The sequence below is a fragment of the Thermogymnomonas acidicola JCM 13583 genome (assembly GCF_001316105.1).
GTDB lineage: Archaea > Thermoplasmatota > Thermoplasmata > Thermoplasmatales > Thermoplasmataceae > Thermogymnomonas > Thermogymnomonas acidicola.
On record NZ_BBCP01000002.1, the window covers coordinates 59,692 to 82,210 of the forward strand.

The following is a 22,519-nucleotide window of genomic DNA, read 5'->3' on the forward strand; positions in this document are numbered from 1 at the left end:
CACACTGCACCACCTGGCCCCCCCATCGGCTGGGTTCTGGCCAGCGGACCATGTTCCACGCTGTGGGTAGAGAAATTCGGAGACTGTTGGCCCACCGTTCCGGGATAGCCATCGATATGGCGAGCAGTGTTCCTACATTACAGATACCGTCTCGAGCTCCGCAAGCGGTTTGTGTAAAACCGTCCACTGGCCGGTGGGTGCAGAGTCCTCCTTCAGGCCAGCTGAAGTCAGAGACCGTTACCTAGGGAGCAGTTCCAGAAGTGGCCCAGGGAGCCGAAGCATTGGCCCATGGGGAAGGACGCCTCTATGGCCTTCTGGAGGTACGACTTTGCTATCCTCACAGATTGTTCAAGGGACTTTCCCATGGCGAGGCATGCGCAGATGGCCGATGACAGAGTATCGCCGGTGCCGTGGGTGTTCCTCGTCTCGATCCTGGTGCCCGTGAACCTCGATACCTTCGATGCAACGAGGATGTCCGGGACTTCTTGCAGGTTCGTGTGCCCTCCCTTCATCAGGACGCTGCACCCGAACTCATCCCTTATCTTCTCCCAGCCCTCACCATGTCCTCCTCCCCCCCGTTTATCCTGATGCCCGATATCACCTCTGCCTCCGGCACATTGGGTGTTACGAGGGTGCACTGAGGAAGGAGGTTGCTCTTCAGGGAGTTCACCGCGGATTCCTGCAGTAGCCTGGCCCCCCCTGATTTCGAGACCATAACAGGATCGACGACTATGTTCCTCACGCCGTATTCCCTGAACTTCCCTGCGACGCTCCATATTATCTCGGAGGAGAAGAGCATGCCTGTCTTCGCAGCGTCTGTACCTATGTCTGTCAGGACGGCATCCATCTGGTCCTCTATGAACTTCACCGGCACTGGGTGTATAGATACGACCCTGCAGCTGTTCTGCGCCGTGAGAGCAACGATCACAGACATCCCGAAGGCCCTGAAAGCAGTGAAAGTCTTCAGGTCCGCCTGTATGCCCGCTCCTCCACCGCTGTCCGATCCGGCGACGGTGAGACACCTGGGTACGCTCATTGCACACCCTTATGGAGAGAATACGTTAAATTCCTCCGGTCCGTCAGAATGCAGAGGGTAGCATGTACGGAGGAAGTGCCAAAAGGTGTGCTCCCCCAGTGCTGATCAACGGGCTCCCGCTGTACCTTGACATCTGGCCCGGCATTCCATCCAGGTGACCGGTGCCCAGCACACTGGCGCCTCTTGCTAACACTCCCCCATACTCCCTGTGTCCTTGGACATCTGGTCTGTGCGGTAACAGCAACTCTTTCTTGCGACACCGTGTATTCAGGGAATTTTCCGTCACGTGAAACAGCACGTCGATCCGGCCTACACCTGTTTATTTCCTGCCATGCTTTCGTCTTCGCCAGCTGCGTCCAGTGAACCCGGTCGGCTTGAACTCTTAGTGGCAGCAATGAGGCCCTGGATGTAGCCGATTGCGTGCAGCCTGCCAAGTATAGAGTAGCCCGGGACGCTCGCACTATCACCGTAAAGGGTGGGGGGGTGTGGTCCGTCCTCATTATCCCGGAGAAGCCTGTATCGAAGTAAGCCCTCATGCACTCTGCCATATCCGTCCTGCCCTGGTCTATGAATGTCTCCTCGAAATCAGCCGCCGATCCCCCCCTGACGTCCCGGAAGTGCACGAAGAACACCCTTCCACTCGGAACGAGCTCCCTTATGACGGACGGCAGGTCATCTGTCATGAGGGTGAAGTTGCCCTGGCAGAGTGTGATGCCGTTCCTGGGGCTGCCGTTGATCCTGAGGAGTTTCCTGAAGGCATCTACAGAGTTCATTATGCGTGCCACTCCCCTCAGCGAAGGTATGGGCGGGTCGTCCGGGTGCATTGCCAGGTTCACTCCAGCTTCCTCTGCAACTGGCACCACACGGTCGAGGAACCACTCCAGCGTTTCCCAGAGCCTTTCACTGCCCACCTTTCCAAGAGACGGTGGGGGGGTAGTCCTCCATGTCCTCCAGGTGAAAGGCCGTGGTGAGTGCACCGCCCCTTGTGGTCACGCTTGTCCTGCTCCTCACCCACCCGGTGCCAGCCATCCAGTTGTAGCACCAGACACTGATCCCGAGTTTACCCATGTTCTCTATCATCCTGAGGACATTCTCGAGTTCCTCTTCCCTGCCCTCAATGCCGTACCGTATCCTGTCCATGGGCGGGTTATCCTCTATGGCAACGAGTTTGAGGCCGAACTCGGACAGGTACCTCTTCAGTGAAGCCAGGGACCCGTAGCTCCATGGATCGTCAGACCTGTGCATCCTCCAATCAGAGAACCCCCTTGGCAGGACGCCCACCGCCTCGTCCACACCGACCTGCTTGAGCAGTCTCAGGGCCCTGATATCACCTGTGTCTGTCACGATCTCCGCGATCCTGAACCTGTGGCCCATAAGATGTGAACCGAATGCTGGAGATTTAAGCATTCTTTATACATATACAGATACTTTGTCCTCACGTATTCAATTAAATATCTTTAACTGGCTGAGAGTTAGGACAGCTGATGCAGAACAAAGGTGCTGAGGCGGATAAGATCGACAGGTACGATATAGTAGTGCTCATAGCAGTCTTTCTGGGCTGGGCTGTTTCAGCGACCGACATAACACTGAATGGCTTCCTTCTAGGCCAGATCACAAAGGCCTTCCACATATCCACCGCTCTGTTCGGTTTCATAGGGCTGGCATTCGGAGTCGGTGATGGCCTTGGTGGCTTCATCTTCGGAAGGATCAATGACACATCGTGGGGGGGCCGCAAACTGACATTCCTGATTACGCTACTTGGCGTTCTGGTGTTCACAGTTCTCAGTGGCCTTTCAGTGAACTTCCCCCCCATGTTCGTGGCTACAAGGCTCGGGGGGGCAGGCATCTTCAGCGGTGCCGAGATGACCGGGGGGGGATGGGTGCTCCTGGCCGAGCAGATACCGAGCTACCGCAGGAGCTGGTTCATATCAATCTCCCAAGGAGGTGTTGCGGTCGGGTATTTCTTTGCTGACCTGTTTTCCTCAACCTTCGCGGCACCAACGAGCCTAGGGTGGAGGTGGGGGGGCTTCATTGCAAACGGCATCATAGGAACGGGTTTCTATGCCCTGAGGTTCGCACTGAGGGAGAGCCCCGCATGGTCGCACATCAAGGCATTCAAGCTAGAGGGCAAGGCCGCAGGCGCCACAGTGTCCCAGGGGGTGAGGGAGATATTCAAGTCGCCATACGGGAAGATAACCGCCCTTTCTTTCGTGGGGGGGCTTGCAGCTGCGTTCTTTGGGACCGCCTTTCATGATTACTACTATGCCGACTGGTACGAAATAGGAGGCATTGACAGGACTCCACTACCCTCCCTCGTATACTTCCTCGTCTTCGTTGGCTTTGTCCTGGGACACTTTGCGGCCAACATGACAGAGGGCTGGTACATGGACCACTTCGGTACCAGGAGGGCTGTGCTCTTCACCTCCATTGCAGTGGTCATGATGGTGGTATTCTGGAGGGTGCCGGTGGACATATCGTATGCACTTGACTTTGTCATACTCTTCCTTGTTGGCTACGGGGGGGTGCAGACAATATGGGGGGGGTTCGCCCCCTGCTTACATGCCCCAGGTGTATCCCACGAGGATAAGGCATTCTGGGGGGGAGGGTTTCCTCTGGGCACTCACTTACGGGGGGGGTTTCTATTCCCTGGCGGCCTACCTTGGAGGTGTGTGGATCGCCCTGAATGAGTGGTACCTTGTCTTCATCGTCTCGGGAGTTGCGTTCGCAATATACGTGGCCTTCATGGCATCCACTGCCATCGAGCTCAAGGGAAAGGATCTGGACTTCCTTGAGAAGTTCGGAGCGGCCGGGGGTGAATGAAACGCCCGGGATCGCGCACAGGGAAATAGACAGCAATGTGGGTCTGCTGATGGGCAGCCTGGGTGATGTTGACCTGAACATACTGGTCATATCGCCCGATGGTGACGGGAAAAGCATGCTGGACTGTGGTACGGCTGACATGGCCCAGCAGATCCATGATGTGGCAGGAGTGCCAAAAAGGGTGTACGTTTCACACTCCCACTATGACCACGACGGCGGTGCGGGGGGGTTCTTCTCTTCGTTGGGGGGGTCAGAAATATTTGCGAGCCAGGCAACAATTGCCCTGCTCCAGACACCTGAAACCGCGCTGGAGAGTTTCTTTCCATGGAGGCACAGGGTTTTTCTGGAGAAGCAACAGGCTGAAAGATTCGCGGAGGAAATCCTGAGACAGTCCTCCACAGGTGCATACTTCAAACCAGTAAAGAGAGATGACGGGGGGGAGCCAATAGAGGTCATTGATGCGCCCGGGCACGTCGCAGGAATGCAAGTATTCAGGTACAGAGATATACTGTTCACATCAGATGCCATACAGGGTTCCGGCATAAAGGGGAGTGCATACACTGACAGCATTCCGCAGATCTCTTCCTTCCAGGAGTACTTCCAGACCCTGCGCAAGGTCATGTCCCTCAAGAATGAGGTAATGGTCCCCCCCGGACACAACTACAGTCCTGCTTCTTCAAGGGTCATTGAAGGATCTGCGATCGATCGTTTCCTAGCAGCCTCCTACGATACTGCCAGGCGAATACTGGATTACGCTTACGATGCTCTCAGCGAAGACTGGCAGTCCATCGGCACTCTGGCAGCATACCTCCTACGGAAGTTCTCAATAGGGAAGTTGTATCCGCAGTGCCTCATAACCGCGGAGGCAGCGGTTTCACACTACTGTGGAATCGTTTTGAGGAGATCGGAAGGAGGCATTTCACTTTACAGAATTCCCTAGTAATCACCCATAAGACGATCCCTCTCGCCAATGACCTTCCTGATTGCACTTTTGAGCCTGTAGTTAACGGTGGATTTGGATGCCCTGGTGATTTGACTGATCTCGGTTAGCGTTATCTTCCTTGGCGTGTCGAAGAACCCGTTGTTGATGGCAATCTTCAGTACCCTCTCCTCATCTTCCGTTAGACATAGAGGGCGTCTCTCAACCACCCTGGAAATTTCCACGATATCGCAGAAGTCAGTTAGGGCATCTATTACCTCCCTCCTCGAGACAGAGGTACTGTCAAATGCAGCAAGATAAATCTCAACGCCAGACCTCACCGTCAGGCCAAGTGCAATTACCCCCAACTCATTCATCACACGGCGGAGAGATTCCCTGTAATCACCGACCAGTATCATCTCGCCTGCCCCCCCGCCGCTGGTCTTGCGCACCACCTGTATGCGCACATCCCCCCCTTTGCAGGACTTTGCAATATCCTTAAGGTTTCCCTTCCTGTCAGAGAACTGCATATACTCAACATTCTTACCATTCATGTTCAGGACGTATCCGAGGGAGTGGATTGAAAGGTCAGGAAAAGATTCTGTGCCCTGGGTCCAGTCACCCTCGTGCCTGAGTACCAGCCTCAGGCTCTCAATCGCCATATGCATACCATTGAAATTATATTTATAACAATTTGCATCTAGCGGTAAGATTTAGGAAAACTCCCCCCCTTACGAACAATCCTGAACATTCACGCACCCGTGCTGCACTCCATTGCATTGCAGGTGAGGACAACAGCGGTTACCTAATAACAGGTGCGGGCATCCTTCCAGGACATGAGAGGTGCATGTTTTTCCAAGGCGTATGTGAAGACGCCCCCTGGTAAGCGCACTCATGCAAGATAGCTTTGCCGTGCCAGACTCCAGGGAGATCTAGGGCACAGTCGAGGAACCGTGGACGGCATTGCCTCGCCATCCTGAAAGCACATGAGAACTCAGCGCCCCCTGGAAATGAATCGATGGGAGCAATATGTTAACGCCAGCTGGGAAGTACAGGCTACATTTCCAGCAACTGATCTATCAAGGCAAACTTCAGTGCAAAAAAGAGTCTAATTCAGGCGCGAAGATTCCATCGGTTCGCCATCACGCCTGGGCGGTCTCCGCTACCCTGAAAGGTATAAGGTCGCCGCTCTGCGCATCGAAGAGCTTTATCTTCGATGCGTTCACGTAAACCGTCAGCCTCGAACCAGGGCTTACCGGCAGCCTGGACAGGACGTTAAGCCTCTCCTCCCCCCCACTTTCATAGACACAACGAAGCTGCCGTGGACGTAGTTGGAGGCGTCCACCTCGAAGGTCCCGAACTTCACCATCTCACTGCTCCCGCCCAGGTTCGTAACGTCGTTCTCTGTGGCCAGGTCCTCGGGCCTGATGCCAACTGTGACCTCCCTGTCCCAGGTCTCGTCCGAAGCCGCCACGGGGACGGGTATCCTGGCATCGGCCACCCTTATCACGAGCCTCTCGCCGTCCAATGATGTAGACCCCCCCTCAGTAGGTTTATCTCCCCCCCAAGGCTGCCAGCGACCCTTACGTTCCTGGGCCTGTCATATATCTCGCCTGGTGTATCGATCTGTATCAGGCGGCCGGAATGGATAACGGCGACTTTCCTTGCGAGGGAGAAGATGTCCGATGGGTCGTGGGACACGATCACCGCTGTGATCCCGTACTCCTCCTGCACCCTCCTGACAAGGCTCCTGGCGTCGTCCCTCCTGTTGGCGTCCAGGTTGCTGAATGGCTCGTCCAGGAGCAGGAGCGAGGGGTTCTTTGCCAGTGCCCTGGCCAGGGCAACCCTCTGCTGCTGGCCCCCCCCGCTTATCTCACCCGGCCTCTTTTCGAGGGTCTCCGATATCTCGAGGACCCTTGCTAGCTCCGTTATCCTCCTGTGTATGTCCTCCGGGGACCAGTGTTTTGACTTCAGGGGGAAGGCTATGTTCTCGTAATTTGTCATGTGGGGGGTAGAGCGCCCAGTTCTGGAACACCATACCGACGTTCCTGTCCTCCACAGGTATTATGTCCTTCCCGTCACTGGCAGCCACCTGGTCGTTGAAGTATATGGCGCCACGCGTCGGCGTCTCCAGACCCGCGATGATCCTCATTATCGTCGTCTTGCCGGCGCCGCTGGCACCAAGTATGCCGAAGAACGAGTTGTCCTCTATCTCGAAAGATATGTCATCCAGGGCCTTGAACTCGCGGCCCTTCTTGCCGAATACCTTGTCTATGTGCTCAAGCCTTATCCTTACCATCCGCAACACCTATCCCTTAGCGCCCGATCCGAAAGCCAGGAGCCCCCTTATGAAGTACCTACCAAGGAATATAAAGATTACCAGGGGGGGTATCAGCGATGCCAGGAAAGCTGCAGCGAAGCTCTCGTTGTACAGAGTTCCGTAACCACCCGTGAAGCTGAGCAGTGCAACCGAAGCCGTTCTCTTGGACGGGCTCGATATCAGGACTAGAGGTATGAAGAAGTTGTTCCAGCTCTCGATCAGGACGAATATGAACGTGCTGATGAGGCCAGGCATGGTCAGTGGCAGGACGATCCTGCTGAAGATGCGGAAGTCACTGGCCCCCGTCTATCCTTGCAGATTCCAGCGTCGTTCTGGGCAGCACGGCCAGGAATATCGACATGAGGAGCGCACCTGTGGGGGGGAGGTAGAAGATGAGGAAAGCGAATATGAGGCCGGCAGTGCTGTCGAATATGTTCATTGCAACGGTCAACCTGATCAGGGGGGGCACCAGCGTTATCTGGTACGGCACGAAGGTCGCTATTGCAATTATGGTGAATATCACGTTGTTTATGAACGAAGTCACCTTGTAGAAGTAATAGGCGGCCAGTGCACCCAGGAACGTGGATATAAGTGCCACGGGTATGACGTAGAGGATGCTGTTCACTATGGGCGTTGACAGCGCGCTCAGTACCACCTTCATCGGCAGGATGCTGAACGAAGCGGGTTTCAGCACAGGTGTTGAGAGGACGCCTATGTTCGTCTTCAGCCCGTCTATGACCAGGGCATACACGGGTATAAGCCAGACCACAGCTAGGAAGCTCAGTATCACGTACTTGACCACGCGCCTTGCCATTATGATCGGTTTGCTACGAGGCATTTGCCATCCACCTCTTGAGGCCGTATAGGGCGTAAGGTATGACCACAACGGCCGCAATTACAACGATTATAACTCCGGACGCCGCGGAATAAGAGAAGAACTCGGTGGTGTAGAAGTAATACATCCTCAGCACCGCAGTCTCGATGGCTGGGTTGAGGCCCACGGACACGTAGGCGAGGGAGAATATCCTGAAGGCGAAGAGGAAGAGGAGCGCGGTGGAAACTATAAAGCCGTTCTTTGCGTTCGGGAGCAGTATCCTGAACGTCACCCTCAGGGGGGGGCCTGCGGCGTCGAGCCTGGCCGATTCCAGTATGTTCCTGTTTATGTTCTGGAAAGACGCAAGGTAGAAGAGCGCAGAGAGGCCGGAGTACTCCCAGAGTGAGACCAGAATGAGGCTGGGGAGCATGGTAGCCCTGCTGTCCAGCCACGTCCCGGTTGGGAGGTGCAGGGCGGCCAGGATCACGTTTATGCCTGTGTGTATGTTGAAGAGCCATGTCCATATGACCGCCACTGCAGCGCTGGATATTGCAAGGGGGGGATAGACGAAGACTGAGGTGAAGAAAGTCCTCGCCCGGCCATTTCCAACGAAGAAGATGAAGGCGCCGAGCAGTATGCCCAGGAGGTTGCCTCCGGCCACGAGGCAGCGCTCCATATGAGCGACCTCGCCAGTGACGATGTGAAGGACGCTATCCTGAATATCTGCGCGTATGTCAGAAGGCCCACGAATGACGGGTGGGGGGGGTGAAGGAGGGAATAATCCAGGAATGAGTAGTAGAGGTTCCAGAAAATGAAATAGAGGAGTATTACACCGAACGCAAGTGCAGGTAAAGAAAATAGTATTGTTGTTCGCCTGGACATCCGGATCATGCCTTTGGTACTGCCAGCGTCACCATGTTCTCCAGGAAGCTGAGGCCGAAAGGTGACATGTAGACATACTGGACGTTGTCAGCGTTTCTGCTGTTTGTATGGTAGTCACTGGTGGCATGGGCCGTGACAGTTGCGTTGGCTGATGTGTTGGCCCACGGAGGCAGGTAACCACCGAAGGGGGGGTGCCCGGGAGATCCCATGTACCCCCCCAGGCCAAGGGAATTGGCAGACATCCACTGCTGCTCCTCGCTGGATAGTACCTGCTTCAGGGATGCATCCAGGACAGAGACCGCTCCCTGGAATGTTGATGAGGATGATGAGGGTGTGAACGACTCGCTGAAGGATGCCATTGCGGACTCTGCTGATGCCAGGGGGGGCCCTGCGAAGAGGCCTCCGTCAGACAGCTGGTATACCCAGTCATTGCCTGGTGTGCTCTTTGCAAGCTGGTAGCTGTACCACTGAGCTGGAGTGTTGAAGTAGTCCGTGGTCACGTTGTCATAGAACGTAACTGCTTTCCACTTGGTGAAGACCATCTGGCCGGCCCAGGAGGCAAAGTACTTGGCAAATATCAGACCTGCAGTCTGTGTTGAACCCGTAGGCACTGCCACCGAGTCGGTTACCATCACGAAGTACTGCGATGTGTTGGGGGAAGTCCTCGGACATCAGAGATATGTTCGTCCAGGATGTGTATGGGGCCACCGCAGGGTAGTTCGTCACGTTGAGGAAGTCGTAAGCGTAGTTCGTGTACCAGTTCCCGTTGACCTGGAACGCCACCTGGCCAGAAGTAACTTCACTGATGGCCTGTGTCCATGTCATGCTCTGCTCTCCCGAATAGCTGTCGTTCTGGAAGAGCGAGTATATGTCACTTGTCTCATTTATTGTGTTGGCCACTGTGGGGGGTTTGACATGTTAAGCGTCCCGTACATGAACTCATCATACATCTTATTGCCCGCCAGTGCCAGGAAGATGTCCTCCCAGACGTTCAACTGGTCCCAGCCCCCCCCGTCACCGCCAGGAATTATCCAGGGTGTGACACCATCGCTCTCAAGGGTCTTCGTGTCGCTGATGAGCGTGCTAAGGTTCGTGGGTATTGGCACGTTGTACTTCTTCAGCAGCTGCGGGTTGAAGTAGAGCTGGGCCCCCCCCTGGTGCAGGTCAACCGGGAGGGACAGCAGGTGGCCATTGAACTCCCCAGCCTCTATGACCTCCGGTAACGAGTTATTGGTGAGGTTCATCTGCTCCGCAACCGGGCCCATGTTGACGAACGAGTTGATGCCGTTGGGCGCAGCCTCAACATAGCTGAGCATCGCGGGGGGGCCAAAGTGCACCTGGAACGTTGCAGGCGGCTTTCCTGCCTCTATGAGGGACAGGATCGCGTAAATTGCATTAGAACCACCTGCACCCGGTGACACGTAGGGCTGAAGGGTGTATCCCGTTGCATTGTGGAATGCAGGTGCCAGCTTGTCAAGAGCGACCTTGCCCTCCGTGGCCCACCAAGTGTAGAACTCCACGTCCTTCGAAGTAGTCGTTGTGGGCCTCTTCTCTTCCACAACCACCACTACAACAGCAACCACCACAATAACAACCACAATGGCAGCAATGATTGCTATCATGCGGTTGTTCCTCTTAGGCGGACTTCTAGGTTGCTCCAGAATCTACCACATCGGAAGTCTTTGATTTGAAATACTGGATAAGAAAGGATATCCGGACATGTCAGGTAAAAGGTATAATAATATGCACACTGCCCAGCCTCCCCCCCTTTTGTCCTCTAAACAGTCCCCCCCGGACACAAGACTAATTAGTCATCATTATTACTCATCCTGATGCTGTCTGAAAGGCTGAGAAAGGGAGTGGAAGACATCTTCGGAGAGATAGTCAGGCACCCTTTCCTTGTGGAGCTGCAGAACGGATCGCTGGACAGGGAGAAGTTCCTCTTCTACCTGAGGCAGGACCACTACTACCTGCAGGAGTACTCCAGGACCCTCCTGATCACGGGCGTGTGTTCGGGCAACCAGGAAGTGGAGGAGATGTTCGCAAGGCATGCGACAGATGCCATAAAGACCGAGAAAATGATGCACGAGGACTACTTCAGGAGGTTCGGCAGGCGCCTGGAAGACTTCGCCCTTTCCCCCCCATGGTCAGAGGCGTACGTGAACTTCCTCGTGTATTTCAGGGAGAGGAGAGACTTCAGGGACCTCTTGATCGCGGTAGCGCCCTGCTACGTGATATACAGGGACGTCGGCCGGGTGCTCTATAAAGGGATGAGGGAGAGCGAGTATTCTGAGTGGATAGAGAAGTACGGGCACTCGGAGCAGTTTGAGAAGAGCGTGGAAGAGCTCGAGGGAGTAATAGACAGCACCAGCGGCATAGACGAGGAGAGGGCCATGAAGATCTACAGGAAGGCCTCCATGTTCGAGTACAAGTTCTGGGACACCTCCTACAGGATGGAGACATACCCATTCGGTATCAACGGCCTCATCTGACACCCGACTTTCTGGCTGCGTCAAACGCTGCCCAGTAAGGGTCGCGGCCCGGGTGAACGAGTCTCTCCCTCCTCCCCCCCGACCTGACCATCCATTTGCCCTCACTTTTTTCGAGTATCCTTCCTATTTCGCTAACGTGTATGCCAGCCCTCCTCATGCTATCAATGAGGCCATCCACGGCCTGCGGCCTTGCTGTGATGATAAGGGTGCCCTCACTTATTGACCTCAGTGGGTCAATGCCGAAGAGGGAGCAGACCTGCCCCCCACCTCTTCGTAGACGTTAATGCTCTCCCCCCCATACACCTCAATGCCGTTCCCTGATGCCTCTGATATCTCGAACAGTGCCCCCAGGACACCGCCCTCTGTGGCATCATGCATTGATGTGACGCCCTCGCTGCCTGTGCCTGCAGACATGCAGACCTCACTGTCCCTGACTGTGGACATCTCCATGAAGCGGGAGTCTATGGCCCTAAACACGTCAGAACCGAAGGCTTTCTCTACCTTCTCCCTGAACGACAGGGCCAGGACTATGGCAGCCTCCAGGCCCGCGCTCTTGGTCATGAGGATAACATCACCTGGCCTTGCAGACCTGGTCGTGACATAGGTCTCACCGGAGCCGAGCATCGTTATGCTACCGGACATCGGCTGGCTGCTCCTTGGAGCCCTTAACACCTTCCTTGCCACGATGGAGCACCCGAGTGCGGCGCACTCCTCGCTTGCCCTCTCCCATATGGCCCCGATCGTATTCTCGTGGAAATCAGGCGGGAGTGCGAGAGATATGGCTGCCCAGGCCGGCCTGAGCCCGGTGGTGCACAGGTCCGATGCTGTTATGTGGACTGCCAGCCATATGGCCCTCTCCATCCCGAGTTCCAGGTGCACAGGGAATGGGTCAGTCGTTACTGCAAAGTACCTTCCACCTATGGAGAAGATGCCGCAGTCCACGCCGGGTGAAGGCGGCACAACGACATCGTTCCTGTCTGCCCCCCCAGGTTATTCAGGATGTGGGAAACGAAGAACTCCGCACCTATCTTGCCTGGCTCGTGCAGGGCCCATCACCTCAGCCCCCCCTTGGACATCCCGTAGTCCATTGCCTTCCAGAACGGGTCTCTGCCGGGGTGCTTTATCTCCTTTACATCCTGCCCGAACCTTATCCTCTTCCCCCCCTCAGACCTCTCCGTGACCTTGCCTATTATGTTGCGTCGATGAAGTTGCCCCCTCAGTATCTCGACGAGATCCTCTGCGAACTCCTCCTTCGCCGTCAGGATCAGGGTGCCCTCGCTTATCGATATGTAAGGGTTGATCTCGAAGAGGTCGCACACGTCCTTCACCTCCTCGTAGACAGGTATTGCGTCCCCCCCTCGATATCAAGGCCCACGCCCGAGGCCTCAGCGAGTTCGAAAAGAGCGCCCAGGACACCTCCTTCGGTGGCGTCGTGCATCGCTGTCACACCGTGCTCCCTGAGACCGAACTTTGAGGCCTCCATGCTCTCGATCACGGTGCTCATCTTGAAGAAGAGCTTCTGAAGCATCTTCACATCGTACTCGCTGAGGTTCGCCCCTATGTATTCCGGGAACGTGTGGGAGAGGATGACTGCAGCCTCCAGGGCAGCGGTCTTTGTCATTATGACCCTATCCCCCCCAGGCCTTGCCATTTCAGGCGTCACGAACCTGTCCTTTTCGCCAACACCGATCATGGTGGCCCCGCCCACCATGGGGTAGTTCACCCCCCCGGAATACCTTGCAGTGTGGCCCGTGACGATGGCGCAGTCCAGCTTCTTCGCCTCCCTGCTCACCGTCTCCATTATCTTCTCTATGGCCTCGTCCTCTATGTCCAGCGGGAGGTTCAGGTCTATGGTCATAAAGTCCGGCTTGAGGCCTGAGGTGCACAGGTCTGAAGCGATTATATGGAAGGCGAACCAGGCCGCCTTGTCCCAGCCGTACTGCGGCACTATGTAAAAGGGGGGGTCCGTGGTCAAGGCCATCACCCTGTCGCCCACCTGGACAATGCCACAGTCCACACCGTTCTTCGGCGGCACAATCACATCGTCCCTCCTCGCACCGAGTCTCGGTGCTATCACCCTCTCGAAGAACTCAAGGTCGATCTTTCCCGGTTCGTGCATACAGGTGTATCCCCACGGTGTATAAACCTGTAGGGAGACCGGGGGGGCTGGATGAAACCTCGTAATGGTAGTTGCAGCAATGTATAACAGATGTATCCCCCCCGAATTGGCCTGATCCTATTCTCTGACATACCAAGAACCATATCTCTAAGGGCTTCAGATCCCAATGGGTCAAGTTAAGAGCAATTATACCGGGACCTTCAAAGGTGAGGCTAGAAACTGTCCGGCCTGAGGTGGGACTTTTACCTCAGACGAACGCCATGGTATGGAGTTGAAACCGAACGGCCTGGCATATGCCATACGTGAAAGCGTACAGCAACATGCAATGTCTCGGATACCAAGCATGGGCAAAAGCCTCTTAAATATGATTCAGATCTCCGAACATTTGCCACACCACACAGGCACTCTGGGCATAGATGCACTCTTCCAGTACACGGGCTCCGGGGTTCAGCTCTTCTCCGGTACTGTGTTCTATATCGTGCTGGTGCGCTTTTTCTCCACAGCCAGGTAGGTGCCGTGGCAGTTTTCGTTGCAATAGTCGGGCTGTTCAACCTCCTCTTCTCCTTCGGCCTTGGTACCGCGGTACAGCACTTCACCTCATATCACCTGGGCAGGGGGGGTGACATGGCGTCGGCCAAGCACTCGATCACCAGAATACTGACACTGGGCTTCCTGCTCTCCTTCGCAGGCCTGGCATCCATGGTTGCGCTGGCTCCATACCTCTCGGTGCTGTTCATGCACACCGCCTACTACACGGAACTCATAAGGCTGCTGAGCGTTGTGCTGGTGGGCAACATACTCTTCGGCATCCTGAACGGTGCTTCCCTGGGCCTCCAGCTCTTCAGGACCTCCGGCATAATGAACATGGTCATATGGAGCGCTTACTACATAATAGCCTTCGTCCTTGCCCTGCTGGGCCACAGCCTCACAGACATAGTGGCGGGCTGGGGTGTAGGGATATTTACAGGTGTGCTGGTCTACCTGAGGATCCTGATAAAGTTCCTGAGGAGTTCTGATGTGTCTTATCCTGTGAGCCGCCTCACTCCATCGCTCATATTCCAATACTCCGTGCCGGTGCTCTTCTCGTCTGTGATATCCTACGGTGCCACCTATGCGGACAGGTTCATCGTGGCGGGCCTCATGTCTCTCTCTGCCCTGGGCATCTACAACTTCACCCTCCTGGTCGCGACGTCCATGGGCTTCCTGGTATCGCCCCCCCTCAACAACATCCTCCTGCCGAAGTTCTCAGAGTTCTACGGCGAGGGGAACCTGGAGAACGTCAGGGAAAGGTCGCTACTGGCCACCAAGGTCATAACGGTGCATACGTGCCTGCAGCGCTGGGCGTCGCTGTGCTGTCGAACCCCCCCATAATGACGCTCCTGGCAGGCAGGGCATATGACCAGGGTGCAGACGCCCTGACAATAATAATGGTTGTCGGTGCACTGTTCGTCTCAACTAACGTGATGACACAGATCATCGCGGCCATCAGGAAGACCAGGGTCTTCCTGTACTCCAGCGTGGGTTCCTGCTCTCCAACCTCATGATATCCATATTCCTCATACCGAGGTTCGGCATGGTGGGCGCAGCCACAGGGTTCTCCTCCGTTTATGCCGTCACATTCTTTGTGCTCTATTACTTCACCAGGAGGACGAGGATGTTCAGGCTCGAGTGGAAGTCGACACTGAAGATCTGGGCATCCTCGATCCTGATGGCCCTCGCAGTCCTTGGAGTCGAAATGCATACTGGCTCAAGGGTGGACATGCTGCCCCCCCTGTACATACTCCTGGGCGCGGCAATATACGTCATCCTGTTCAGGCTCATGAGGGCCATGAGCCCCCCCGAAGACGCTTCCGTGCTCTACGTGCAGTTCCCGAAGGAGCGGCGCTGTCAGGAGGATCCTGATGCTGCTCGTGAGCGGCTTCAGGGCCCAGTGATATCCTTTCATGTGTTAATTTTTTTGAATTTGTACCGAATCCCGGTACATGCGTCATAAGTACATTCTATTCATTGTATTAATTATATTAGTCACATCAGTACTGATCCCGAACAGCGTCCACGCCATGGTGGGAGAGAGAAGAACACATTCCGCCGAGAACGGTAATATATTCTACCTGACCAACATGACGGTGAGAGGGAACTACTCGCTCGAACACTCGGAGGTCATCGTGGAAAGTGGGGGCACGGATAACCGTTGAAAATGGTAGCACAATTTCCATAAATGGAGACGAATTCATTCCTGCCAGCAATGGAACCTCACTGACGATACGGGATTACGGGAGCCTTTTGATAAACGACTCGGAGTTCCAGGTGCCCGTGAAGCTGCTGGCAGACAGGGCCAGGGCCACGATTTCCGGTTCATCCATCCCCCCCAATGGGTCAGTATATGAGGTGAACGGGTCTGAATTGCACGTCTTCCGATCAAACCTGGGGGCACCTACGGGCACTGCAGCCAGTTACTTCGACGTACTGAACGCCTCTGACTACTACGTCCCCTTCAGCACGAACTCTTCGTTCCCGCTTTCACCTGAGCGTTCAGGGCCCCTGGGAGCACCGATTACAGGGATTTACCTCAATGCCACAGTTGGGGGGGCAACGCCACAGGAGATAGGATAGAGATCGTATCAGGCAACACCACCCTGCTGTCCATTGAGCCGCCGTCCACACCTGCTTTCAACGATAAGGCCACGGTCAGCTACTTCGTGAAGACCGGCCCGATGAACGCTACCGGCATGGTGAGCAAAGGCCTCAAAGGGAGGATGGTAGACACCAGCGGGAACAACCTCACCATATGGAACCTAACTGTCACGCTTGTTTCCGACGATGTGGAATACACTGAGCCCTGGCTGGACAACTACTACTTCAGTTCCAGCAGTGTATCGATTACGAACTCCACACTCTACCTGAACGGCACATACATTCAGAAGGGCATACCGGATCCTGAGAGCCACTTCCTGTACGTGAGAAACTCCACGCTCGTGCTGGCAGGCCCGCTGAACGGGATGGGCCTTTCCGGCTCGCTGGTAACTGACAGCAACAGCAGCATCTGGGTGTACCAGCCCATTGAGTTCGAGAACGTGCCCGCAGGGGGGGAGAACGCCTCGGACGTGCTTGCCAATCTGAGCGCAGTTCCTGTGCCCCCCCCCTTGCCCCCCCTGGCTGGGAGTATTCCTGAACGTTAGTGAACAGGCATGCGACTGCTCCCATACCGTAAGTGGGTACCTCCTCTCCTCATACCTGAACGGAAGTGGGAGCGTTAACGTCACTTACTCCGTGAGGACCGGTGGTGGCGAGAGCATATTCAGCATGCCACCCGGCATCACGTTCAACGCACAGGTCACCTCGATAACCCTCGGCCCCACATGTGAGAGGGGGGGCAGATTGACCCTGGTGGAGTATGGCCTTCCGGGCGGAGATGCGTGGTCTGTCTCTGTGGGAAACATGACATGCACGACAACCAGCGATATGGTTAGACTCAACCTCCCCCCCTACGGAAACTACAGTGTGCAGGTGACGGCACCAGGCGGCTTCAGGGCGTCCCCCCCGGAGGATCTCAATGTTGATATCAATGCGCCTGAGGTGCTGGCTTCGGTCAACTTCTCCAGGATCCTCTACACACTGACACTGAAGGTTGACGTACAGGGTGGTTACGCATGGCTCCTAACAGTAAACGGTGAGAGCGTGAGGGAATACAGCAGCGAGGCAGAACTGGAAGAGCCGCAGGGCCAGATCAACGTGAGCGTTTCAGCGCCCGGGTACCATACATACTCTATCTCTCTCACCCTCTCCTCAAACACCACCATTGATATCCCGCTTATCCCATACGAGTACCCTGTTTGGATAACCACTGTGCCGGCAAGGTGGCACCTTATTGGGGTTTACGCCAGCGGCAGCCCGGTCCCGGTCTCCAACGGCACCTTATACCTTGCGAACGGCTCCTATAACCTTGAGATCGTTCTGTCGGACGGCCACGCGACCAGGGAAGTGTGGGAAAACATCACCGTTGCAGGGTCTCCGCTTGTCCTGACTGTCCGGGTGCAGGGGGGAGGTCACTGGATCCCCCCCTTTACGCTATCATTCCAGCGATCGTCCTCGCCTCCATACTTGCCTTCGACAGGCTCTTCATGGTGCCATGCAGAAAGTGCGGGCTCCTGATGCACCCGCTGATAGGGAGGCACAGGCACAGGTAGTGCCACATACACAGCAATCGATACGGGGATGTGCAGTAAACCCTTTTATCCGAACAGCCGGATGGTGTCACGTGGACGGTTACGGCATATCCAATGCGCTGAGGTTCAAGGCCAGGTCGTTCCAGTACTACAGGAGGACCGGCATTGTCAGTGCAGGCATCAAAGACATCATAAGGGAAGCCATGGACAGGGACTACAGGAAGTCCAGGTATGCCAGGTTCCTTTCCGGCCTCTCCGCCTATGTGGAGAAGAATTACGGGATAAGGTTCTCTGACGACACTCCGCCATGGAGCCTCACGGAAATATTCCTTGACAACATATACGATAGCATAGGCGAGTTCATTCCAGGCAAGGGTGACACCGTAGTGGACGTTGGCGCACAGTTCGGCGATTACTCGCTCCTGTGTTCCAGGTACTATGGCTGCAGCAGGGTAATAGCTTTCGAGCCGCTGTCAGGGAACTTCAGGTACTGAGGAAGAACCTTGAACTGAACAGCGCGGCGAACGTTGAGGCCGTGAACGCTGCGGTGGGTGATGGAGAAGGGTACATTACAATAGGGCACGATGGCCTGATGGCGAGCGCGTTCGGTGGCCCGCTGGAGGAGAGGGTAAAGATGGTGACCCTAGACAGCCAAAGGTTGAGGCCCGACATCATGAAGGTGGATGTTGAGGGCTATGAGATGCACGTCCTGCGCGGCGCATGTTCAACGATCGAGGCGAACATGCCTAGGCTCATAGTGGAGACGCACAGCCTCTCACTGAGGAAGAGCGTAACGGAGTTCCTCACGGGCATGGGTTACAGGAAGCCCATAAAGGGTAGGAAGGTCATGAACAGGGTGATGGGGGGGGAGGTCATGAACCTGTACTTCTTGCCGGGAAGCTGAACAGCTGTCCCGTTGAGCTGATCAAAGGCCCGTCCCCTGGCATACTGTGGCTCTACCAGCCCCCCCTGTGAGGTCCGTCAAATATCCCGATGGTATCTTTCAAGGTCAAACTAACCCGTGCCCAGGTGATGGCGGGCTGGACATCACTGCCAGATCACGGCCTGCCATAACCAGACCAGCCCATTGACCTCCTGACTGCCTCCTTCCATCCCCTGTAGAGATCTTCCCTCTTAGACCTGTCCATACGGGGGGGCTGAAACCTCCTCTCAACACGGTAAAGTCTAGGCAGTTCATCCAGGTGCCATATGCCGGCCGCAATGCCCGCGATGAATGCTGCCCCACGGGACGTAGTTTCGAGGATTCCGGGCCTCACAACCTCCACACTGGAGATATCGGCCTGGAGCTGCATCAGGAAATCGTTTCCCGATGCGCCACCGTCCACCCTCAGTTCGGAAGGTCGCGATCGAATGCTTGAGGACAGGGCCCTCAGCACGTCCTCAGTCTGGTAGGCAATTGATTCCAGTGCGCTCCTGGCAATGTGTGCCCTCGTGGTGCCCCCCCGTGTTAGACCGATGATCAGACCCCCCCTGGCATGGGGGGGTCCCAGTACGGTGCACCCAACCCGGCCATTGCGGGCACTGTGTAGACGCCGCCGTTATCAGCCACAACTTCCGCCTGTGACACGAGCTCGCCCACCCCCCCCTTGAACAGGCCAAGGCCATCTATCAACCACTCCACGATGGCTCCGGAGACGAAAATGCTGCCTTCCAGGGCGTATATAGCCCGGTGATCTTCAAGGCTGTAGGCCACAGTTGTAACCAGCTCCCTGGAAACCACAGGCCGGTTCCCTGTGTTCACCAGGACGAAGGAGCCTGTGCCGTATGTGTTCTTGACCTGTCCAGGCGAGAGTGCGGTGTGGCCAAAGAGTGAAGCCTGCTGGTCACCGATCATGCCAGTCACCGGTATGCTCACGCCCGTAACGGATTCGTCGGTATAGCCGTAGGTGAATGAGGATGGTCTGACCTCTGGGAGGATGCTCCCGGGGGGGATTCCGAACACCTCCAGGAGGTCATGATCCCATTGGAGCCTGTTCACATTGAAGAGCATTGTCCTGGATGCGTTGGTATGGTCGGTGCAGTGCACCCTTCCGCCTGTAAGTTTCCAAAGTAGCCAAGAATCGATTGTGCCGAACCTGAGATCCCCCCCCAGCAAAGCGAGATCCCTTGCCCTTGGCACATTGTCCAGCACCCACCTGACCTTCGGGGCACTGAAGTAGGGGTCGGGTATCAGGCCCGTCCTTTCCCTCAGTTCCCCCCCGGGGTTTTCCTTGAGCATGTCGGTGTATGATGAAGTCCTCCTGTCCTGCCACACAATCGCACTGTACACAGGTCTTCCGGTCCTGGCATCCCAGAGAACCGAAGTCTCCCTCTGGTTCGTTATGCCTATCCCCCCCACAAGTCTCCCCCCCTTCTCAATGCCGGCCGATGAGATGGCGTCTTCCGCGGCCCTCCACTGAAGGTGCCATATCTCTTCGGGGGGGTCCTGCTCCATCCACCGGGATAAGGGTAAAACTGGGTGACACCGTACTGGCCTGAACCGCGTGGGTTCCCCTCATGGTCCCACACTATTGCCCTCACACTTGTTGTCCCGGCGTCCAGTGTCAGAACATAACCATCCTCAGAACCACACATCGTCAGAAGTAATGGGCCCCTGCTTTTAAGTGCCTCGCTCCACCGTGTCTAATTTTTAAGGTTCTCTGTCCCCAGTCCACCTTGCTGCCATGACAGGTCAGGCATTGGCTAACAGCGCCAAACGGCAGGGTGCAATGTCACGGAGCCGGTTCCTTTGGGATGGTGCCCATCCTAGCTTGCACTTGCAGGGCTGGGCAACTTCTCCGAGACGTTGAAATGGCGACATCTGTCAGATGAATGCTTCAGAACTGTTCCCAATGCCTTCAACCGCAAACGGAAACCCTTGTCTGCCTTACATTCGCCGGCCTCGCAGGTTTCCCTGGCCCACTGGAGACGGTACAGGCCATGCCAGGCAGGCGGTATCGACCTGACAGGCAGAGTCAATTACTGTAGAAGATCCTCGCCCTGAACCCGTTTAGTATCCATTTGCTCTCATTTAAACTGAATCGAACACCTGCACTGACGGTAATGCCACATGGGAAGGAAAGCAAGGCCACAGTGATGAAATGTTCATCCTGCAAGCACTTCAACCCATCAAGTCGAAGACCATAAAGCCACCGGATTCAAACTGTTGGGCTCGAGATAACGAAAGCCGCTTAACGACGTGGTATAGATAGTCCGCCTGTGGAAACGTTTTCATATTCGCTGAAGATAGACCGTAACTTAGTGTTAAATGGTGGAGGTACTCACTGCCTAACACTCTTGCATGCCAGTGAGTTTAGTGTGCCTGGTATGATTCACCTCACCTGAAATAAGCGGAGCAACCTGCCTGTGAGAAGCTGTATATATGTATCGCCTGATATGGATGTACCGCCAGATAGACCGGGTTAGATTGCCAGTCGTGTATCCAAAGAAATATATTTATAGATCATTTTTGTTTGACTACTATGGACAGTAGTAAGGGTGGCCCAAGGGGGGGCCCGACTACCGGCCCTCCAGCAAGGAGCAACAGGAACGTGATCATAGCAGTCGTGGTCGTCATCATTGTGGTTGTGGCAGCTGTTGCAGCGATCGAGCTGACGAGGCATCCGAGCTCGCCCACCAATAAGGTTGTCATAACCATCTGGGGCTCGGGTTCTCCGGGAGGCGAGCAGGAAGTCTTCAACCAGACGGTGGCCGCGTTCGAAAAAGCCTATCCTAACGTGACAGTTGAGGATGACCCTGCAGTTGGTGTGGCATCAACTACGTTCGTCAGCGCTGCACATGCGGGCAAGGCACCTGATATATACAGGGATACCAGCGATAATGCAGGCGTTCTCTTCGCAGGTGGCCTGGTGCTTAACCTCTCTAAGTACCTACCGGCCAGCTACTTCCAGAATTTCACGGCGGGAACCCTGGCTGACTGGACACTGAACGGAGCAGTTTACGGACTGCCGATAAACACCAATGGCGTTGGCCTCTACTACAACAAGAAGTTCGTCAAGACGCCACCAACCACTCTGTACCAGCTAGTGCAGGAGGCTGAGCAGATCAACGCAACCTACCACGTCTGGGGGTCTGGTGTACGGCCTTGGCAGCGACTCCGGATACAGGAGTGCCGCGTTCTTCCCAGCCTTCGGCGGATCAATATTCAACAGCCAGGAAATGCCGGTGCTTAACTCCAGCCAGGATATAGCAGCAATAGGGTTCCTTTATAACCTGACATACAAGTACCACATAAGCCCGCCGGGACTGACGACTATGACAGAACAGGAGGACATGTTCATGGACAACGAGAGCGCCTTCATGATCGATGGTCCGTGGGACCAGAGCATGTACATGGCTGCGCTGGGCAATGACCTCGGAGTGACAGCGATACCGTACAACAACCAGACCGGTGACTGGCCAGAGCCGATATGGGGGGGCTCAATCGGCTACTTCATATCCTCACCCCCCCAGGCCAGCGGAGCATCCAGTGCACAGATATGGGCATCCCTGAAGTTCATCGAAATGGCCGTGAACGCAACCAACCAGTGGAACCTCTTCGTGAAGGCCGGCGACTTCCCATCGCTGAAGTCCGTTGCCAACGAGATCTACACCAACAGCTCGATAACAAGCATAGACCCACTGGCACCAGGCTGGATAAGCCAGGAGCAGCACACCCAGATACAGCCCAACTTCGTCAATATGAACTACTACTGGCCCCAACTTCGCAACATACGTCGGCAACCTCTATGACAACGGCACCAACAACGTGTCCAGTGTCATGAACGCCTTTGAGAAGGCGGTGCTCACCGACATACAGCAGGCCTCCTCGTCCGTTGCCATGCTCATGCCCTCGGTGCACCTGAGCACAACGATCCAGGAGATCTCGTCCGTGCAGAACGTGAAGCAGTCCACACTAACATCAGACTCCTGGAAGATGTGATGGCTCGCC

The 22,519-nt window shown here is 55.6% G+C and carries 22 protein-coding genes and 6 pseudogenes; 15 read left to right on the forward strand and 13 right to left on the reverse strand.

Annotated elements, in window-relative coordinates; genetic code table 11:
* Nucleotides 1-227: 227 nt before the first annotated feature.
* Both thiD and JCM13583_RS11840 read right to left on the reverse strand, forming a co-directional pair.
* Nucleotides 228-1,036 (reverse strand): annotated as a pseudogene (gene thiD, locus JCM13583_RS02155) (bifunctional hydroxymethylpyrimidine kinase/phosphomethylpyrimidine kinase).
* A gap of 309 nt (nt 1,037-1,345) precedes the next feature.
* Nucleotides 1,346-2,410, reverse strand: a pseudogene (locus JCM13583_RS11840) (mannonate dehydratase).
* A gap of 110 nt (nt 2,411-2,520) precedes the next feature.
* Between JCM13583_RS11840 and JCM13583_RS02170 the strand changes: the two are divergent.
* Genes JCM13583_RS02170 through JCM13583_RS02180 form a run of 3 tightly spaced genes read left to right on the forward strand, consistent with a single transcriptional unit; the run spans nt 2,521 to nt 4,796 of the window.
* Complete coding sequence (locus JCM13583_RS02170) at nt 2,521-3,723, forward strand: MFS transporter (protein ID WP_075056527.1); 1,203 nt, start codon at nt 2,521-2,523, stop codon at nt 3,721-3,723.
* Complete coding sequence (locus tag JCM13583_RS13615) at nt 3,704-3,856, forward strand: hypothetical protein (protein WP_171823347.1); 153 nt, start codon at nt 3,704-3,706, stop codon at nt 3,854-3,856. Before JCM13583_RS02170 ends, JCM13583_RS13615 begins: the two co-directional genes overlap by 20 nt.
* Entirely contained in the window at nt 3,849-4,796 is a 948-nt protein-coding gene (locus tag JCM13583_RS02180) for an MBL fold metallo-hydrolase (RefSeq protein ID WP_075056529.1), read from the forward strand. Before JCM13583_RS13615 ends, JCM13583_RS02180 begins: the two co-directional genes overlap by 8 nt.
* Here the strand turns inward: JCM13583_RS02180 and JCM13583_RS02185 are convergent.
* The 6 genes and pseudogenes from JCM13583_RS02185 to JCM13583_RS02215 all read right to left on the reverse strand — a co-directional run bounded on the left by JCM13583_RS02185 (nt 4,793) and on the right by JCM13583_RS02215 (nt 10,413).
* Nucleotides 4,793-5,437: a helix-turn-helix domain-containing protein gene (locus tag JCM13583_RS02185; protein WP_075056530.1), complete on the reverse strand. Its 645-nt coding sequence runs from the start codon at nt 5,435-5,437 to the stop codon at nt 4,793-4,795. The two genes, JCM13583_RS02180 and JCM13583_RS02185, sit on opposite strands and share 4 nt — an antisense overlap.
* Nucleotides 5,438-6,027: 590 nt before the next feature.
* Entirely contained in the window at nt 6,028-6,303 is a 276-nt protein-coding gene (locus JCM13583_RS02190; protein ID WP_075056531.1) for a hypothetical protein, read from the reverse strand.
* Nucleotides 6,282-7,074 (reverse strand): annotated as a pseudogene (locus tag JCM13583_RS11845) (ABC transporter ATP-binding protein). Before JCM13583_RS11845 ends, JCM13583_RS02190 begins: the two are co-directional and overlap by 22 nt.
* Before the next feature lie 9 nt (nt 7,075-7,083).
* Nucleotides 7,084-7,933 (reverse strand): annotated as a pseudogene (locus JCM13583_RS02205) (carbohydrate ABC transporter permease).
* A complete protein-coding gene (locus tag JCM13583_RS02210) occupies nt 7,923-8,585 on the reverse strand; it encodes a sugar ABC transporter permease (protein ID WP_162509234.1) in 663 nt (220 codons plus the stop codon). Before JCM13583_RS02210 ends, JCM13583_RS02205 begins: the two are co-directional and overlap by 11 nt.
* Nucleotides 8,586-8,796: 211 nt before the next feature.
* Nucleotides 8,797-10,413 (reverse strand): annotated as a pseudogene (locus JCM13583_RS02215) (carbohydrate ABC transporter substrate-binding protein).
* Nucleotides 10,414-10,623: 210 nt separating this feature from the next.
* On the opposite strand from JCM13583_RS02215, the gene JCM13583_RS02220 reads away from it, so the two are divergent.
* Nucleotides 10,624-11,283 (forward strand): TenA family protein, encoded by a 660-nt coding sequence (locus JCM13583_RS02220; RefSeq protein ID WP_162509235.1) that lies wholly within the window; start codon nt 10,624-10,626, stop codon nt 11,281-11,283.
* Here the strand turns inward: JCM13583_RS02220 and JCM13583_RS02225 are convergent.
* The 4 genes from JCM13583_RS02225 to JCM13583_RS02235 form a co-directional block, all read right to left on the reverse strand.
* Nucleotides 11,276-11,521: a hypothetical protein gene (locus tag JCM13583_RS02225; protein WP_162509236.1), complete on the reverse strand. Its 246-nt coding sequence runs from the start codon at nt 11,519-11,521 to the stop codon at nt 11,276-11,278. The two genes, JCM13583_RS02220 and JCM13583_RS02225, sit on opposite strands and share 8 nt — an antisense overlap.
* The gene (locus tag JCM13583_RS02230; RefSeq protein ID WP_075056536.1) at nt 11,509-12,243 is read right to left on the reverse strand and encodes a hypothetical protein; all 735 of its coding nucleotides are present in this window, start codon (nt 12,241-12,243) and stop codon (nt 11,509-11,511) included. The genes JCM13583_RS02225 and JCM13583_RS02230 overlap by 13 nt, the downstream gene beginning before the upstream one ends.
* A gap of 92 nt (nt 12,244-12,335) precedes the next feature.
* Nucleotides 12,336-12,611 carry a hypothetical protein gene (locus JCM13583_RS11850; RefSeq protein ID WP_171823363.1) on the reverse strand — a complete coding sequence of 92 codons (276 nt, stop codon included), beginning with the start codon at nt 12,609-12,611 and terminating at the stop codon, nt 12,336-12,338.
* Nucleotides 12,608-13,402 carry an AIR synthase gene (locus JCM13583_RS02235; RefSeq protein ID WP_162509238.1) on the reverse strand — a complete coding sequence of 265 codons (795 nt, stop codon included), beginning with the start codon at nt 13,400-13,402 and terminating at the stop codon, nt 12,608-12,610. The genes JCM13583_RS11850 and JCM13583_RS02235 overlap by 4 nt, the downstream gene beginning before the upstream one ends.
* Before the next feature lie 516 nt (nt 13,403-13,918).
* Here JCM13583_RS02235 and JCM13583_RS02240 point away from each other — a divergent pair.
* The 8 genes from JCM13583_RS02240 (at nt 13,919) to JCM13583_RS02280 (ending at nt 18,472) form a co-directional block, all read left to right on the forward strand.
* Nucleotides 13,919-14,773 carry an oligosaccharide flippase family protein gene (locus tag JCM13583_RS02240; protein ID WP_075056537.1) on the forward strand — a complete coding sequence of 285 codons (855 nt, stop codon included), beginning with the start codon at nt 13,919-13,921 and terminating at the stop codon, nt 14,771-14,773.
* A complete protein-coding gene (locus tag JCM13583_RS02245) occupies nt 14,728-14,946 on the forward strand; it encodes a hypothetical protein (protein WP_162509239.1) in 219 nt (72 codons plus the stop codon). Before JCM13583_RS02240 ends, JCM13583_RS02245 begins: the two co-directional genes overlap by 46 nt.
* Nucleotides 14,943-15,395 (forward strand): polysaccharide biosynthesis C-terminal domain-containing protein, encoded by a 453-nt coding sequence (locus JCM13583_RS02250; RefSeq protein WP_075056539.1) that lies wholly within the window; start codon nt 14,943-14,945, stop codon nt 15,393-15,395. Before JCM13583_RS02245 ends, JCM13583_RS02250 begins: the two co-directional genes overlap by 4 nt.
* 290 nt (nt 15,396-15,685) lie before the next feature.
* Nucleotides 15,686-16,015, forward strand: a complete 330-nt coding sequence (locus JCM13583_RS02260; RefSeq protein ID WP_075056541.1) for a hypothetical protein — start codon at nt 15,686-15,688, stop codon at nt 16,013-16,015.
* An 86-nt stretch (nt 16,016-16,101) separates the two neighbouring features.
* Nucleotides 16,102-16,581: a hypothetical protein gene (locus JCM13583_RS02265; RefSeq protein ID WP_075056542.1), complete on the forward strand. Its 480-nt coding sequence runs from the start codon at nt 16,102-16,104 to the stop codon at nt 16,579-16,581.
* 91 nt (nt 16,582-16,672) lie between these two features.
* Nucleotides 16,673-17,554, forward strand: a complete 882-nt coding sequence (locus JCM13583_RS02270; protein WP_075056543.1) for a hypothetical protein — start codon at nt 16,673-16,675, stop codon at nt 17,552-17,554.
* 106 nt (nt 17,555-17,660) lie between these two features.
* A complete protein-coding gene (locus tag JCM13583_RS02275) occupies nt 17,661-18,062 on the forward strand; it encodes a hypothetical protein (RefSeq protein WP_075056544.1) in 402 nt (133 codons plus the stop codon).
* Nucleotides 17,993-18,472 carry an FkbM family methyltransferase gene (locus tag JCM13583_RS02280; protein WP_075056545.1) on the forward strand — a complete coding sequence of 160 codons (480 nt, stop codon included), beginning with the start codon at nt 17,993-17,995 and terminating at the stop codon, nt 18,470-18,472. The genes JCM13583_RS02275 and JCM13583_RS02280 overlap by 70 nt, the downstream gene beginning before the upstream one ends.
* Nucleotides 18,473-18,626: 154 nt before the next feature.
* Here the strand turns inward: JCM13583_RS02280 and glpK are convergent.
* Nucleotides 18,627-20,163, reverse strand: a pseudogene (gene glpK / locus JCM13583_RS02285) (glycerol kinase GlpK).
* 887 nt (nt 20,164-21,050) lie between these two features.
* Between glpK and JCM13583_RS02290 the strand changes: the two are divergent.
* From JCM13583_RS02290 to JCM13583_RS13620, 3 genes are read left to right on the forward strand one after another with little or no spacing between them, the layout of a single operon-like run.
* Nucleotides 21,051-21,761 carry an extracellular solute-binding protein gene (locus JCM13583_RS02290; protein ID WP_162509240.1) on the forward strand — a complete coding sequence of 237 codons (711 nt, stop codon included), beginning with the start codon at nt 21,051-21,053 and terminating at the stop codon, nt 21,759-21,761.
* Nucleotides 21,664-22,320 (forward strand): extracellular solute-binding protein, encoded by a 657-nt coding sequence (locus JCM13583_RS02295; protein ID WP_075056547.1) that lies wholly within the window; start codon nt 21,664-21,666, stop codon nt 22,318-22,320. The genes JCM13583_RS02290 and JCM13583_RS02295 overlap by 98 nt, the downstream gene beginning before the upstream one ends.
* Nucleotides 22,321-22,336: 16 nt before the next feature.
* Entirely contained in the window at nt 22,337-22,510 is a 174-nt protein-coding gene (locus tag JCM13583_RS13620) for a hypothetical protein (RefSeq protein ID WP_171823364.1), read from the forward strand.
* The last annotated feature ends 9 nt before the right edge of the window (nt 22,511-22,519 follow it).